This is a genomic window from Corynebacterium sp. 212_CJEI (assembly GCF_001055915.1).
In the GTDB taxonomy this organism is placed as follows: Bacteria; Actinomycetota; Actinomycetes; order Mycobacteriales; family Mycobacteriaceae; genus Corynebacterium; species Corynebacterium jeikeium_D.
Genome location: NZ_JVPT01000005.1, coordinates 18746 through 32853, shown reverse-complemented (window position 1 = coordinate 32853; position 14108 = coordinate 18746). Strand labels below are relative to the sequence as shown.

16 protein-coding genes are annotated in these 14108 nt (G+C 59.9%); 5 read left to right on the top strand and 11 right to left on the bottom strand.

All coding sequences use genetic code 11. The annotated features are described in order from the left end of the window. Window positions 1-69 precede the first annotated feature (69 nt). From ADB02_RS00220 to ADB02_RS00210, 3 genes are read right to left on the bottom strand one after another with little or no spacing between them, the layout of a single operon-like run. Window positions 70-2334, bottom strand: a complete 2265-nt coding sequence (locus ADB02_RS00220; RefSeq protein WP_049189303.1) for a phage/plasmid primase, P4 family — start codon at window positions 2332-2334, stop codon at window positions 70-72. After that, entirely contained in the window at window positions 2331-2774 is a 444-nt protein-coding gene (locus ADB02_RS00215) for a DUF4406 domain-containing protein (RefSeq protein WP_049189302.1), read from the bottom strand. The genes ADB02_RS00220 and ADB02_RS00215 overlap by 4 nt, the downstream gene beginning before the upstream one ends. Beyond that, window positions 2771-3538, bottom strand: coding sequence for a phage antirepressor (locus ADB02_RS00210; RefSeq protein WP_049189301.1), 768 nt, complete (start codon window positions 3536-3538; stop codon window positions 2771-2773). The genes ADB02_RS00215 and ADB02_RS00210 overlap by 4 nt, the downstream gene beginning before the upstream one ends. Before the next feature lie 163 nt (window positions 3539-3701). Between ADB02_RS00210 and ADB02_RS00205 the strand changes: the two genes are divergently transcribed. Next, entirely contained in the window at window positions 3702-4523 is an 822-nt protein-coding gene (locus ADB02_RS00205; protein ID WP_049189300.1) for a TIGR02391 family protein, read from the top strand. On the opposite strand, the gene ADB02_RS00200 is transcribed toward ADB02_RS00205, so the two are convergent. The 8 genes from ADB02_RS00200 to ADB02_RS11570 form a co-directional block, all read right to left on the bottom strand. Continuing rightward, complete coding sequence (locus tag ADB02_RS00200; protein WP_049189299.1) at window positions 4508-6469, bottom strand: DNA polymerase; 1962 nt, start codon at window positions 6467-6469, stop codon at window positions 4508-4510. The two genes, ADB02_RS00205 and ADB02_RS00200, sit on opposite strands and share 16 nt — an antisense overlap. Window positions 6470-6547: 78 nt before the next feature. Continuing rightward, window positions 6548-6757, bottom strand: coding sequence for a hypothetical protein (locus tag ADB02_RS00195; RefSeq protein ID WP_049189298.1), 210 nt, complete (start codon window positions 6755-6757; stop codon window positions 6548-6550). Between the two features lie 17 nt (window positions 6758-6774). After that, window positions 6775-7332, bottom strand: a complete 558-nt coding sequence (locus ADB02_RS00190; RefSeq protein ID WP_049189297.1) for a DUF2815 family protein — start codon at window positions 7330-7332, stop codon at window positions 6775-6777. Window positions 7333-7357: 25 nt separating this feature from the next. Then, window positions 7358-8491: a DUF2800 domain-containing protein gene (locus ADB02_RS00185; RefSeq protein WP_048735040.1), complete on the bottom strand. Its 1134-nt coding sequence runs from the start codon at window positions 8489-8491 to the stop codon at window positions 7358-7360. After that, the gene (locus ADB02_RS00180; RefSeq protein WP_049189296.1) at window positions 8484-8894 is read right to left on the bottom strand and encodes a hypothetical protein; all 411 of its coding nucleotides are present in this window, start codon (window positions 8892-8894) and stop codon (window positions 8484-8486) included. The genes ADB02_RS00185 and ADB02_RS00180 overlap by 8 nt, the downstream gene beginning before the upstream one ends. Next, the gene (locus tag ADB02_RS00175) at window positions 8891-9133 is read right to left on the bottom strand and encodes a hypothetical protein (protein ID WP_049189295.1); all 243 of its coding nucleotides are present in this window, start codon (window positions 9131-9133) and stop codon (window positions 8891-8893) included. Before ADB02_RS00175 ends, ADB02_RS00180 begins: the two co-directional genes overlap by 4 nt. Window positions 9134-9195: 62 nt before the next feature. After that, window positions 9196-9780 carry a sigma-70 family RNA polymerase sigma factor gene (locus ADB02_RS00170; RefSeq protein ID WP_049189352.1) on the bottom strand — a complete coding sequence of 195 codons (585 nt, stop codon included), beginning with the start codon at window positions 9778-9780 and terminating at the stop codon, window positions 9196-9198. Between the two features lie 265 nt (window positions 9781-10045). Then, the gene (locus tag ADB02_RS11570; RefSeq protein ID WP_165994867.1) at window positions 10046-10192 is read right to left on the bottom strand and encodes a hypothetical protein; all 147 of its coding nucleotides are present in this window, start codon (window positions 10190-10192) and stop codon (window positions 10046-10048) included. 254 nt (window positions 10193-10446) lie between these two features. Here ADB02_RS11570 and ADB02_RS00165 point away from each other — a divergent pair, with 254 nt between their 5' ends. From ADB02_RS00165 to ADB02_RS00150, 4 genes are read left to right on the top strand one after another with little or no spacing between them, the layout of a single operon-like run. Continuing rightward, entirely contained in the window at window positions 10447-11478 is a 1032-nt protein-coding gene (locus ADB02_RS00165; RefSeq protein ID WP_049189294.1) for an ABC-three component system protein, read from the top strand. Between the two features lie 11 nt (window positions 11479-11489). Further along, entirely contained in the window at window positions 11490-11897 is a 408-nt protein-coding gene (locus ADB02_RS11090; RefSeq protein ID WP_152682022.1) for an ABC-three component system middle component 2, read from the top strand. Further along, on the top strand, window positions 11894-13741 hold the full coding sequence (locus tag ADB02_RS00155; RefSeq protein WP_049189293.1) for an AAA family ATPase: 1848 nt from the start codon (window positions 11894-11896) through the stop codon (window positions 13739-13741). The genes ADB02_RS11090 and ADB02_RS00155 overlap by 4 nt, the downstream gene beginning before the upstream one ends. Further along, entirely contained in the window at window positions 13738-13977 is a 240-nt protein-coding gene (locus tag ADB02_RS00150; RefSeq protein WP_049189292.1) for a helix-turn-helix domain-containing protein, read from the top strand. Before ADB02_RS00155 ends, ADB02_RS00150 begins: the two co-directional genes overlap by 4 nt. The last annotated feature ends 131 nt before the right edge of the window (window positions 13978-14108 follow it).

Here is a 14108-nt window from a genome sequence, read left to right as displayed (position 1 = left end):
GGCTATATTTTCTGCCCTATAGCAAACTCACATATGGGTCGTCATAGGTCGTCATAAGGCCCGTCTGAATTAGTTGTCGAACTCGTTCTTCAAGGCCAAACCGTGGACGAACATGCCGTGCATCGTCCTTTTACGTGTGAAGCCGTGGTGTTCGACGGTGGCGTTGAAATCGACCATGGGACGCGCCCACCCGGAGGTCGACATCGCCCACGCCCGATAGGCCTGATACAGATCCCCGGCCCGTTCCGACAGCCCCGGGTCAAGGTCGCAGTTGGCGTCAAGGAACTGAGCGAACCAGTTGTTCTCTTCCCGATACGCCGCCGATGCCTCCACCACTCGGGCAGGAGCCTTGAGGTGGTAGTCCTCGGCGTGGATGAGGCGCGCGCCCTCCATAATCCAGGCCAGGATCGACCCGCCTGCCTGCGTGTAGAGGTAGTCGGCATAGTTCTTGATGTCGGATGTGCCTTCGATCTTCGCTTCGAAGGGGATGACGATGAGCCTGCGCCAGATGCCCGCATCCATCGCACCCACCCTGGGCAGATGGTTCGTGTAGAGAATCAAGGTGTGCGAGGGGGTGAAAGCAAACGGTGCCTTGTACTTCTTCTCCGCGTAAATCTGATCGGTGGAGGCCAGCTGCTTGACCACCGAGGTGGACATGCGCACGCCCTCTTCGGATTCGGCAGAGATGATGAGGCGTTTGCCTTTGGCCTCAGCCAGCTCAGGCTTGACGTTGCGCATCCCACCGATCGTGAGCACATCAGCACTCATGTTGCCTGCATACGTGCCTAAGACTCTGGCGATGGTGTTCCAGAACGTCGATTTGCCGTTGCGACCATCTCCGTAAGCGATGACGAGGGCTTCGACGAAGACTTGCCCGATCGCAGCAAGGCCGACGATGCGCTGCACGTAGGCGATGAGCTCGGCATCGCCTTGGAAGAACACCTCGAGGGCTTCCTGCCACAGGTGCGCGCCGTCGGTGCCCGGGTCGAGGCTGGTCTGCTTGGTCACCAGATCCGCCGGATCATGGTCGTGGCGCGACATGGTCCCGTGGCGCAGATCGTAGGTGCCTGATGGGGTGTTGAGCAGATACGGGTCGGCATCGAGCTGCTCAGGGGTGGTCAGCAGCATGGGGCGGGCTTCTTTCAGGCAGTTGGTGATCCCGCGTGATTCTCGGCGTTTGAGCGCGTAGGCCGCATAGGTTTTCGCGTCCTCGAACGCGGCGAACGCCTCCTGTTGGGCGGCGTTGAACATGGCCTGGGCTTTCGCCTTCGACATCGACGCCAACAACATGGCAGCCCCCGTGGCGGCGAGCTGGTCTTTGGCGTCTTCGAGCAGCTCGTGGGCCTCGGCCAGTTGGCGTTCGGTGAGCTCCTGGGCGACGGCTTGGGCAGCGGGAGCGGATTCGTACCAGACACCGTCGTAATAGACGAGCCAGTCGGTGGCCTCCGAGTAGCGCAGCGAGTCCGGGTACGCCTTGGATAGGGCGTGGGCTTGGCCGACGTCGCTGTAATCGGCGGGGCGTACCGAATCCAGGCTCGCCTCAAAATCCTCTGGTCGCACATACCCGGGCTGGTTCTCGACCGTCTTGGCGAACCGGGTGGCCGACCGCCAGATCGACTCCACCTCCGCCTCGGGCAGCGGCGGGTTGCAGCGAGCAGCCTTGCGGTCAAACAAGTCGCGTGCCTCATCGGTCGTGCCGAGGCGAATCAGCAGCCTGCCAGCAAACCTCGACAACGTCGCATTCCGGGAGCCTTCCTCGATCGCCTTGGTGCCCTCATCCCACTGGGCGAACACGTCCTCATCGACCGTGTCGGCAAGCCAGGTGTCGATGGTGCGCTTACCCTCGACCACGGTGACACTCGGATTAGTGTGGCCGTAGATGAAACGGCCAGCGTCGATCGCGTTAGGGTCGAAGAACTCGAACCGGGCGGCGAGCTGCTTCTTGAGCCCCGCGTAGGCCTCAGCATCAGTTACGGGGTCTATCGGGAAGTAGACGTGGAAGCGGGGTCTTGCCGACTGGGCTCCTTTCGCCCGCTGGTGGTTGCGGGAGGTGGCGGTCATCAACGCCACACCCTCCAGCCTCTTAATCAGCGATTCCGGGGTGACCCATTCGGCCTGCTCCTCGGTGTGGGAGTTGTCGACGTCCATGACCAGGCAGTTCGAGGTCACGAAACTGCCAGCCGACCGCCTGCCACCCACGTACTCGGCAACCACATGATCCAACCTGGCGACCGCCTCCAGGTCGGCTGCCGTGGTCACGGTGTGCGGGTTCGGGTAGTGTGCGTTGTTTTGCTGGCCTGCCACCTGCGCGGTGAACATCGTCATCGCCTTCATAGGGTGACCTCCTGAAAGTCGGCGTCGAGATAGGTGATCGGCAGTTCGAGGTGGTGGGCCCATTCGATCTCGGAGCGCATCCCGGTCGAGACACGGGCCGTGTAGACCCAGATCGCCTCGCACTTGCTCAGAAGAATTCGGTTGAAAAACATCGCCAACTCGCGCTCGCTCGCGTCGGTGTCGTCCATGAATTGCGGAAACAACAGGTGCGGCGCGAGCGGGATCTTGTGCCGTGACACCGCGTGAGCACACAACGCGCGAGCCAGCTCCACGTTGTTCTCGACGTCACCGGCGTACGGGGAGCAGATGTAGACCAAAGGCCGGTATCCGTACTCGGCGCGCTGGAGACTCTTCAGCGCCTTGTACGCAGTGGGATCTGGGTAGCCCTCCGTGTTGTGGGGCGAGAAACCCAGGTCGATGTTGACAGCAGTCGTCGTCATGCCGCACCGCCGTCCTGCTCGATGACCGGCAGCAGGCCGAACCGGTTCTTCAACAGGTCATAGACGAACAAGCGACCCTTCTGGGTCCAGTACATGTGCGTGCGGGTCTTACCCTCGTCGTACTCGTGGGTCTTGGACTGCGTGTAGCCCTGCTCGGCAAAGGGGGCGTAGAGGAACCAGCGGCCGGACTGCCTGAACTGCACCCCGGCGTCGTGCAGCAGCAAGTTCAGCTTCTTCGCCGACAAGCCATAGTCCTTGGCGATCTCGGTGATGGTCAGTAGCGAGTCCGACTGGAGCACGACATCGTAGTAGGAGACCTTCGGGGCGGCCTCAAGCAGGGCCTGCTCGGCTGCCAGCCGCTTGGCCCGCTCGGAGCGAAGCTGGACGATGGCGTGCTCGAGGAACTCGTCGTTGTCCAACAGTTCGTCGATAGCGTAGACGCCATGGCGGCGGATGGTGGGAAGGACCTCGTCGACAACCCAGGCTTCGAAGTCCTGGGCTGCGGGGAGCTTGGAGGAGAAGATGAGCCGGTACAGGTCACCTTCGGTGATGAACCGGGCTTCTTGAGTGCGACCGAGCGCATCCGTGATGGGGTGGTGAAACGCCACCCCACGTCCATGCTGCTTGATGGCGTTAACTGGATCCTTGTACCCCAAGGCGGTGGCCACATCGCGGCCACAGAAATACACCTTGTCCTCATGCTCGACAGTTCGGATCATTCCAAAGGCATCGTTGGTGAATACCTGAAGATCTCTCGTAGCCATGTCTGGCTCCTTCTAAGAGCCAGGATTGACGTGAATTCCAGCAAGCCACGGGTGCGGCCGCGTCGGGCTCTCACGCATACGCCCCTGAGCGCGCAAGAATCCGGACACCCGGGTCTTGCTGAAATACTCAGGCCACTCGCTCACATGAGAAGCTGGAGCGGTGATGCAGTCCGATTCTTTCTCCCAACGCTCGACTATCCGCAGTATTGCGAATGTCCTGGCAAGTACCGATTTGCCGGGCCTAAGCGGAAGCCAAATCGACGAGCTTCTCCTCGACATTGGTGCGCCACCGCGTGTTGCCGGGAGTAAGCGAGAAGGACTGTTTGGCGCGCTTACGGAAGGAATGTCCGCAGCGCAAGCAGGTCAACTCACTCGTGAGTTCATAACGACTGCGATGAGCCCGGCACGGCATACCACCGATCGTCAGCGTTGGAATGATTTGCGCCGCTTGCTCAACAAGGTGCTGGCGACCGAAGGATGGCATATCGACGATGCTGGCGAGTTGACCCAACTCGCTGAGGCGGCACGCACATTCGATGATATCGAGCGTCTTACCAGCTCTCTCGTGGAGGAACTTCAGCGGCGCGGTACCCACGAACGCCTAATGGAGTATTGCAGCCAAGAACTGATCGCGGAGTCTCTGTTCCACGCGATATCCGAGGCAGCCAAGTCGATCCCCGACCGCATCTGTATCCTTACTAGCTTGACCGACGATGGTCAGGAGTTGTTCGACGCAGCTTTGGGAACAAACAATTCTGCCCCTAAGCTCGTGATTAATAACTTTTCCACGGAGTCGGAAAAATCAGAGCACAAGGGTTTTAAGAACCTGCTTATAGGGATCCACGGGCACTATCGCAATCCCCGCGCTCACAAAACCCGACTAGGTAGTGAGGAAGGTAAACATGACTTCCTCGATGCCTTCAGCTTGTTCTCCTATGTCCATCGTCGCCTCGATTCCGCCCAGCAATATCAGTCCTTCATGTAGAAATCACACACGTACCCGTCTGCCGCTAGCGGCAACCCCGCTGCCCAGTCAGGCGTAATGGCCATCAGTTTGCAGATCTCGTCCACGGTGGCCGTGGCGGTCTCCACCACGATCTCGTCGTGGACGTGCATGACGATCCTGTGCCCAGCGCGATCGACCTGGTGCATGCCGAAAGTGAGCAGGTCTCGGGCGACGGCTTGGACGATGTTCTCGGTGAGTTTCCCACCGTAGGTTTCCAACTGGCCCCACTTTCGACCCGTCGTGATGCCCTCGTGCGTGATGGCAGTGCCACCGAACCTGTTCTCACCCAGCTTGGGTTTGACGTAGGCCAGGCGGCGTCCGGAGGGCAGGCGAATGAACATGATCCCGGATTCCACGGTGAAGGTCAGCGCACCAACACTTGTCGGCAGGCGGGTAGAGATGGCCTCGATGGCGGCGGCGTTGATGTCGGCCCACAGCTGCACGACGTTCGGGTTGGCTGCCCGCCACGCGTCGACCAGCGGCTGGAGCTCGGACTCGGCGAGCCCCATCCGCAGCGCCCCCATGGCTTTCAGGGCACCGACGCCGCCTTGATAGCCACAGGCGAGCACTGCGATCTTGCCCTTCTGACGCAGCTCGGCGTTGGCTCCGTGCTTGTCGACGGGGACCCCGAACATGCGGCTCGCGGTCTCGCAGTACAAATCCTTCCCGTCACGGAAGGCCTCAAGCGTGGTGGCCTCGCCTGCAAGCCACGCGATGACCCGCGCCTCGATCGCGGAGAAGTCGGCCACCACGAACCGGTGCCCGTCGGCGGGGATGAACGCCGTGCGGATGAGCTGCGAGAGGGTGTCGGGAACGGAGTCGTAGAGCAGCTCGACCGCATCATAGTTTCCGGTCCTCACGAGGCTTCTGGCCTCACTGAGGTCTGGTAGGTAGTTGCGGGGCAGGTTTTGGACTTGGACGAGGCGGCCAGCGAAACGCCCGGTGCGCCCTGCCCCGTAGAACTGGAGGAATCCCCGTCCGCGCCCATCACGACCTGCCACGTGCTGCATGGCCTCGTACTTCTTCACCGACGACTTCGCAAGCTCACCGCGCAGCAGGAGGACCTCACGCACCTGGCCGGTAGCGGTGTCGAGCGCGGCGGCGACTTCGTCTTTCGTCAGTGACTGCAGGGGCGTGCCGTGATCGGCAAGCCACTCCTTGAGCTGGATCGGCGAGTTCGGGTTCTCCAGTCCAGTGAGTTCCTGGGCGCGGGTCAGTGTGGCGGCGCGGTGCTGCCGGTCGCACGCCACAGCGTTGTCCACGAGCACCCGGTCGAGCCGAATGCCGGTGTCGTTGACGTTCTGGTCCAGGGCGTAGGTGTCCCACTCGGCTTCGGGCATCGGGAAACCGGCGAGCCGGTCGTGGATGGCCAACTCCACCTCGACGTCGCGCCGGTTGTAGGAGATGAACTGCTCCCACCCGTCCGGGTCGGATGCGGGTGGATTGCGCATCCCGCCCTGGTTGAAGACGCTGGGTGTGGCCGGGGTACAGAACTGGCGGATGAGTTTCTTACCTGCACTGTCTTTGCGCACCGGCAGGTCAAGGACGGTGGCGACCTGATCCAGGCTCATCGGCAGGCCGAGGTAGGCGGACCAGACCATGGTGCAGCGCCACTGCGCTGGGTCCAGAAAGTTACGACCGGCGATGAGATCTGGGTGGTGTCGGGCCAGCCAAGCAGATAAGCACACACGCTCGAAGGCAGCATTGAACGCCCACTTTGTCACGCCCGGATCAACCAGCGCCTCTGCAACCTCGGCAGGTAGCTGCTCACTCGAGGCCACATCAACGACCTTAACGGGATTGCCGTCGATGGAGTAGCCAAACAGGAGAACGTCGAAGTCTGGGTGTTCGGCATAAGGGTAGACCCCAGATTTGGTGAGGTTGACGGGCGAAAATGTTTCAAGATCAACGAAAAGCTCATGCACGGTATCGGCTCCACAATGCGGTAAGGGCCGGGAGACCACACACGTGTGGTGCGTGGTCTCCCGGCCAGGGGGTGATGGTTACTGTTCAGCAGGCGTGGGATACTGCTCGCGCTGCGCTTCGGCATCTGCCATGAGCTGGGTGACGCACTGGCGCTCTTTGCGGATCGCGCGGTTTTCAAGCCACGAGGCCAGCCATGCCCCGAGCAGGTGACCTACGATGGAACCGATCGCCCAGGCAACAATCAGAGTCGTTCCGGCCCACAGCGCTGCTGAATAACACTCGTTCATGATGTTTCTCCGTTCTCCTAGTTGAGGAAGTCATCCGACGCGGTGGTCAAGCCTCCGAAGTCGGCCTCGGCGCTGATGCGGTTGCCGCCGAGCGGTTCGCCATCTCGCAGCTTCTGGATGTTGCCCAGCCCGCAGGCGATACCCCGGTTGCCGTTCGTGTTGAACGCGTAGAAGCTGATGCTCACCCGTGCGTAGCAGCCCGAGTAGACCTCGGTTGCGTCCAGGATGGGTTGAAGGTCGGTGCCCACGACCTGTGGCGGGGTGGTCGAGTTGGCGTTGACGAACATCGCGTTCGCATACGCCGCATCGTCACGATCGATGTCACCATCGCGCAGCGGGAGCTTCAAGGCGGCCTTGTTCGGGCGCTTGCCACCGAACTTGCCAATCCCGGCATCGATTGCCGCGTCGATGGCGCGTTCGATCTTGGCCAGGGTCTCGGTGTCGGACTTCGGGATGATCAGCGACACGGAGTACTTGGGCTTGCCGCCCTGGATGGACTTCGCCTCGAAAATGTTGGCGTAGGACAGGCGAACCTCGCCGGTGACCACACGGGTCGGATTCGTGGTTGCAGACATCTTGTCTTACCTTCTTTCTTGTTCGTTACTTGATTGCAGTGAATTCATCTGTTGCTGACTGGATTTCCAGTGCGGGTCTCTTGTCGGATTCGGGCACGAGCGTGGGCTTACCGGCGGGTTTGACCACGAGGCCCCCGAGGAGATCGGAAAACCGCTTCTTGCCCAGTTGCCTCTCCAGCGCGGTGATGGTCTTGAGCTTGCGATCCCACACGTCGACACCGGCTGCCTCAGCCGTCTGAGCGACAGCGGACTCGTCGGAGTATTTGCGGATCGAGCGGCCTTCGACGAGCTTGAACCCGAGCCAGTTCTTGCCCTGGTTCACCGCCAGCGACAGCGCGTGCGCTTCCACATCGGCAGCCCAGGCCTTCAGATCCGGAAGCTGGGCCAGCACCTGTGCGATCTCGGCATCGGTGAGCTCGGCAGGTGGTGCGAACTCATGTTTGGCAAGCGCAAGGTTCGCCTCAGCACGCGTCCGGCAGGTAGGTGAGAGTTTGCAGAACCGGCACCACTCACCGGGAGCGAACTCGCCATCACCGCTGGCAGCCAGCGCGGCACGAGGCTTCACCACCTGTTCCGCCCACGCCTCCAGCTCAAACACCGGGATCGTCCACGTCGAGACGTTCGAGCGCCTGGGCTGGAAGATCGTCACCGCCACCTCGGTGATGTCGTAAAGCGACCCGAACGCATTCAACGCTCCGAGCGCATACAACATGAGCTGCGGGTTGTGCTCGGCTTCGACCATGACACCCTGGCCGTACTTCAAATCGATGATCTGAAGCGTGGGCTCAGCGATGATCACGCAGTCGCCAGTGCCGAACCCACCCGGCACCACGTGGGAGAAGTCCAGGCGCTGCTCGATGAGCACTTGCGGATCAGCACACGCCTGCCGCACATCACGCAGCCGCTCCTGGACGAAGGCCACGTAGTCATCCGTCAGGGCATCCATCTGCTCGTCATGCCAGCTCGAGACAGGCTTCGTGGTCGGCGCGTCATGCAGGGCGCGGCGCAGCTTCCACTCCGCAAGCGCATGCGCGGCGGTTCCCTGCTCGGCAGCCTGCGAGGTGGACTCCGGCAGCCCGGCCTCCAGCGTTGCCGACGGCGGGCAGGCCAACCAGCGGTGCGCTCCCGAGGCGCTGAGCAGTGCGTGCTGGTCAGGCATCAGCAATCGCTTCCGCTTGCTCCAGCAGCTGCCCGTACTTGGACGGGTCAACCTCGGAGAGCTTGTTTGCGCCAGCTGCCTGGATGAGCTCACGCACCTGCGCGGTGTGGCCTGCCTGTGACAGGCGCGCCAGAACCGTGCGGACCTGCTCCAACGACACCTGCACAACCTCCGGGACCGGGGCCAGGGCTGGCGGCTGGTGGGCCGCGTCGTACTCTTCGGCTGCAGCTTCCAGTGCTGGCTGGGCGAGCTGGGCTGCGGCGATCGGGCGAGCCCCCGACATCCCGGGGTGATCCTCGAACGATTCCCACGCGGCTTCTTCGATCGCGGAGGCCAGCATCGTGACCCCCTCCGCGATCCGGTTCAGCGCCGGGATGTAGCGGTTCGCTTCGGTGACGTTCACGCGGCATCACCACCGCTCTGGGTAACCCCGACGGCACGGGCCAGTGCCATGAGGTCGTCGTCTGGGCGGATGATTTCTACTGAGCGGACCTGGTTGCCCGGCACGAGTACGGTGAGCTGTTGGGGGTTGCCGAGCAGCTTGCGGGCGATCCTGCTTCGGATACTGACCTTGCGGGTAGAGACCTCAGCGTCAGGTTCGGGCTGGTCAGTCAACGTGACCTTGAGACGATGCTTCGACATCGTTTCCTCCTTGTGAATCAGATGAGCGTCGGATTGTGCTGGCCTTCATGCGGGCCGGGCACTCATACGCCCCCGACGGGAGCCAGATCCGGACATTCCTGCTCGATGAATTCGCGAAGCTTCTTCAGTGCTCTCTTAACCGAGCGCCCGATGCTGTTCGCTCGCTTGGCCAAATCGGCTTCGCCTGCACCGGGCAACTCCTCACGCGCGATCTCGACGAAGGAGAGCCCTTCAAACACGTGCAGTCGGATATGCTCGGCCTGCTTGACGCTGACCTGAGACAGCAGCCAATCGACAACCAACTCCCCGTCGACCTGGTCTTCATGAACCGAGACGTTCAGATACTGGGGTCCGTCATGGACCTCGACCTCCCAGTCGCTGTAGGACAGGTCGCCACGATTTCGAGCGTTCTCAACGGCACGAAAACTGCGGTAGGCAGCGCGCAGATATGCGACTTTCCACTCCGGCACGTACGTCGGGTCGTAGAGCAAGGCGAGAACCTCATCGGCACTGAGGCCAAGTTCTTCGTCTCCAACGGGTGGGTCGACGAGCTCGATCCACGCATAGTTCTGGATGCCGTCCTTCGAGATGGACGAAGGCACGTAGATCTGGGTGCACACCTGGCCGCCCAACCTCTTGGTCCGGATGGAGTAAGGGGCATGGTGTGGTTTGTGAGGACGGTGGGACACCGTGGTCTCCGTTTCTCCACCAGCTGGGTGGATTGCGGAGACAGAGCTGCGTCGGCTTGTTGTTTCAGGAGGTCATCGGGCACAAAGAAGGCGGGCACCTACCTGGAAGCCAGCAGGGAGCTGACAGCCCAGGCAGGTACCCGCCGGGCCCGACGAGTTGTCTCCTGAAATGAAAGGTTGAAAAGTGAGGTCCTCAGTTAGCTACGCTGCGGACCAGATGCGACTACTTCCGCCGCTTCGGGCGCGCCTGCGCAAGCGCGGACGCTGCGACCGACTTGGTCCGAGCGCTGCTACGCCCGTCGCGAAGTACGGCTGACGCCTGCCTGGCGACGGCTCGCGACGTCTGCTTGATGTTGCGTGCTTTACTCATCGCTGTCCTCCTTCCTCTGGTCCGCTTTGGACGCGGCAGTTGCCGCGCCCAGATGAGCAAGGAGTGCTCACGAACGTGAACTTTCTGACCACGATCGCGAGCAGAAGCGGTAGGATGAGTTTGTCGCTCCGTCCGTCCGGATCTAGCTCTCGCTCACTGATTTCCACGCTAGAGAGAAGGGCCTTTTTCACCCGAGGCGAGATGAGGCGAGATGAGGCAAGGTAGTGACAAGATCCGCAGGTAGGAGGTGCCTGATGGCAGAGAAGCCCAAGGACACGTACGCTCTGGGGCCTTATCTTCAGCTGCTTTATCGACACCTGCCCGGCATGGCAAAGACCAAGCAAGGGTTCGTTAAGGACTTTTTTGACATCATCTTGGACACCTACCAGTTGGAGGAATTCGAATCCGCGAATGAGGCGCAACGCCCAATTGGTGCGACCGCGATTCAAGCGGGGGTCTGGAAAGGCGTCAACGAAACTGATCTGAATAAGATCTTCAATGGCAAGCGGCGTCTGCCCGCCTGGAAAGCGCGTAGCTTTGCCGCTCACATAGATCAGTCGGCACTCGAAGAACTATTAAGTCAGCTCAGTATTGATGCCCTGGAAGACTTCCAGCGTGCCCTCGCGGAATTCGGAATCACAATTGCAGCTCTAGAAGAATTGTCTGCGGCATTGACCCGGTGGCTGCAAGCCATCTTGGACGCCAACAGCCAAGGCAAAGACATCCTTGCCGATAACATCCCCGTCGCCCCCATCATTGAGCTCTTCGAGGGCATCGAGCTGTCGAAAGGGCGGATCGAGGGTCAGAAACTCATGCTCGGACGGAGCCAGGTGCGGTGGCCTGATGCCCCGAAGCCACCGGAAGCACCTGACGCAGACATTGAAGGCCGTTATATCCGTCAGCTTTGTCTTGCCTTCGGCAGCTTCGATCAAGCCAACTATGCCCAAGACACTGACCTTCCCGAGTGCCATGAACGTGAATACCAAGAGCAGCGCGGTTACTTCTGGGATGCGCAAGGGCTCAGTCGTAATCTTCGCGACGTTCTGGAAGACCAGGGCGTATTTGACCAGCTCAAGGATGATCTTTACGACGGGGTGATTGACACCTGTCGCGATGATCATCCAAATGGGCTGAAGCGCATGCGAGCCACGCTTACCGCTTCTACTCGAACACAGTTGACAGCTTCAGTGATCACCCAATTCCCGACGTTGATACAAAACAGGCATCGCAAGGGCATGTGCCATGTCTTAACCAACGAGGGGCGCATGATGTGGGTGGATGAGTAATGTGCGCAGGCTTGTTTAACAGCTCCTCAGAGACATCAGCGCGTTTACTCATGGCGTTGCCCATCATCGACCGACCAGCGAGCCTCGATGAGATCACGGCGATCGATCTGGTTGCTACGTACATGCAGTTCTTTGGGTACGGAGACCGGAACATCCACGGCGACAACGAGTTCGCACTCGCTGAGTACGACGCACGCCGCGCAAGGGTCGAAGCAGGGCTCAAACGTCTCGTCCGGTCGGGGTACGCACTATCGAACAAACAGGCAACATCGTTCACTGCCGCCGAGTCGGCGACCGATCAGCAAACTCTGCTCGATGGGAGTTTTGCTGACGAGTACAGGACCGCAGTCAAGACGCTCGTCGAACAACAACTCATCGGTGTGCTTGTCCAGCGCACGACACAAGGGGCAGCGCAATGACTCCCAAGTTCTGGATCAAACAAGTCGCAGGCACCCGAGACGACGGTACAGCCTCAACGGTCGATTTCCAGCCAGGGCTGAACACCGTCATCGGGCCTTCCAACACTGGCAAAACAAGGATCTTCAAAACCATCGGTTGGGTGTTCGGCGATAATGAGAGCCTGCCGTTTACCCGGAAGACCGGGTATACACGTGCGCACGTCACGATCGTGACACCAGACGGTGAAGTCACATTCCACCGGGACTCTGAACGTGGCAAGCCGATCGAGGTTGAGTCCACTGACCCTCGAATCGAGAGTGCGACCTACCACCTGAGCCGGAAATCTAAGCGTCCGATAAACAACGTCATGATGACACTGCTCGGAATCGACCCGTCACGCCAAGTCATCAAGAACGAGGCATTCCAGAAGCAGCCACTGACATGGGATTCACTAGACCACATCATCTTGGTGAACGAACGCCAGATTGACCGTGAAGAACCGTCGATGCTGATGCCTCGGAACCTCTCTGTGTTCTCCAAAACGGCGGCCCTGAGCACATTGCTGGTACTTATCCAAGATGCGAATCTAGACGAATTCGAGGATCACGAGACCTCCGCCCAACGCAGTGCCCGTAGGCGCGCAGTCGAACGCTTCATCTACAGCAAACTCGATCAGCTTGAAACACGCATTCAACAAGCCCAACAGATACTTGAGCAGGCTGCACAGCAGGGGCATACGCTCGATGCCTTTGCTGCCAAACTGCGTTCCGACCTCAACGAGATCATGTCAGCGCGCGAACGGGTATTGGCCAAGGATGCCCTGGTCACGCAGCAACTCAACGAAGTAGATCAGCAACTACCTGAACTGGAAGTTCTCGCCGCCCAGCGAGGCAAGTTGGTCACTCAGTACCAGGCTGATCTGGATCGACTCGAGTTCCAGCTGAAGGCAGCTGCGCTACATGTCGCGGAATCCGACGAACACACCTGCGCATTCTGTGGAAATCACTACAACGCCGATATCGATGACCATGTTGACACCACGGCCCTCAGTCAAGCCCATGAGCGTATCGCGCAGCTGGCCCAAGGTGCGCATAGAAACCAAGAACAGCTTCACCAGGTGCTTGGCGAGCTCCGAAACCGACGAGCTAACCTGCAGCAACAGCGTGCATCTCTTCATGATCAGCTCACGCAGCAAATTGAGCCAGCGCGGTTTCAGCTCGAGCAAACACTCTCTAACTTGAAAGCGGCCCAGGAGGCTCAAGTGCTTCACGAGCAGCTGTTGGAGCAGCGCAATCGCTTGGAAGCGGACCTGGATGAGATGGAAATTCCCGCAGAGGCGACTGAGAAGTTCAAACCACTCGACCTGTTCGAACCGAACTTCTTCTACAGCATGCGCAAGATCATGACCGACATTCTGCGGACTGCGCACTTTGTGGGAGCAGACAGGGTCTCCTTCGACAAAGAAACCGTGGACATCGAGGTTGCCGGTTACCCGAAAAAAGATGAGCAAGGCAAGGGATATTCAGCCTATTTCAACACGGTACTCATGCTGGCCTTCCACAAGTATCTACGGGAACGGCGCTCACCGCACTACCCAGGAGTCCTGGTCATCGACTCTCCACTTAAAGGTTTTGACCAAGGACGTGCAGAAGCGGCAGAATCCATGCGCGAGGGACTCTTCACCTATCTGACGCAAGAGGCTGCACACCAGCAAATCATCATCCTGGAGAACACCGACAAAGTTCCCGGGGTTGACCGCTCCCTTATGGGAAATCTCATTGAGTTCACCAAAAACACCGAAAACGGCCGTTACGGCTACCTGAAAGACGTCATAGACGTTGCAGAAGAGGAAGATTCCGAATGACGACACCAGCGGTCAGTTACAAACCTCTCTGGAAAACCCTCATCGACAAAGACATGACAAAACAAGACCTACGCAAAGCAACCGGCCTCTCAAGCGCCACTATCGCCAAGATGGGACGCGACGAGACAGTGACAACACAAGTGCTCGCACGAATATGCGGAGCGCTGGACTGCCAAATGGCAGACATCGTCGAGGTTTTGCCCGCTGACAAAGAGAAAGGAGAAGAAGACACATGAGCCAACATGTTGCATACCGCCGAGAAAGCCTGCTGGCAAATTGCGTGGCCATCTCAGATTCGAATAATAGTCGCTTCGATCGCCGGTCCAGATACAACGAGGCATTCACTGCGATGTCTCACGCAAACCAA

Excerpts from the sequence above, each read along its gene's own strand:
- ADB02_RS00205 (WP_049189300.1), top strand. The coding sequence starts at position 3,702 with ATGCAGTCCGATTCTTTCTCCCAACGCTCGACTATCCGCAGTATTGCG.
- ADB02_RS00165 (WP_049189294.1), top strand. The coding sequence starts at position 10,447 with ATGGCAGAGAAGCCCAAGGACACGTACGCTCTGGGGCCTTATCTTCAG.
- ADB02_RS00150 (WP_049189292.1), top strand. The coding sequence starts at position 13,738 with ATGACGACACCAGCGGTCAGTTACAAACCTCTCTGGAAAACCCTCATC.
- ADB02_RS00195 (WP_049189298.1), bottom strand. The coding sequence starts at position 6,757 with ATGAACGAGTGTTATTCAGCAGCGCTGTGGGCCGGAACGACTCTGATT.
- ADB02_RS00175 (WP_049189295.1), bottom strand. The coding sequence starts at position 9,133 with ATGTCGAAGCATCGTCTCAAGGTCACGTTGACTGACCAGCCCGAACCT.
- ADB02_RS00220 (WP_049189303.1), bottom strand. The coding sequence starts at position 2,334 with ATGAAGGCGATGACGATGTTCACCGCGCAGGTGGCAGGCCAGCAAAAC.
- ADB02_RS00155 (WP_049189293.1), top strand. The coding sequence starts at position 11,894 with ATGACTCCCAAGTTCTGGATCAAACAAGTCGCAGGCACCCGAGACGAC.
- ADB02_RS00190 (WP_049189297.1), bottom strand. The coding sequence starts at position 7,332 with ATGTCTGCAACCACGAATCCGACCCGTGTGGTCACCGGCGAGGTTCGC.
- ADB02_RS11570 (WP_165994867.1), bottom strand. The coding sequence starts at position 10,192 with ATGAGTAAAGCACGCAACATCAAGCAGACGTCGCGAGCCGTCGCCAGG.
- ADB02_RS00210 (WP_049189301.1), bottom strand. The coding sequence starts at position 3,538 with ATGGCTACGAGAGATCTTCAGGTATTCACCAACGATGCCTTTGGAATG.
- ADB02_RS00215 (WP_049189302.1), bottom strand. The coding sequence starts at position 2,774 with ATGACGACGACTGCTGTCAACATCGACCTGGGTTTCTCGCCCCACAAC.
- ADB02_RS00185 (WP_048735040.1), bottom strand. The coding sequence starts at position 8,491 with ATGCCTGACCAGCACGCACTGCTCAGCGCCTCGGGAGCGCACCGCTGG.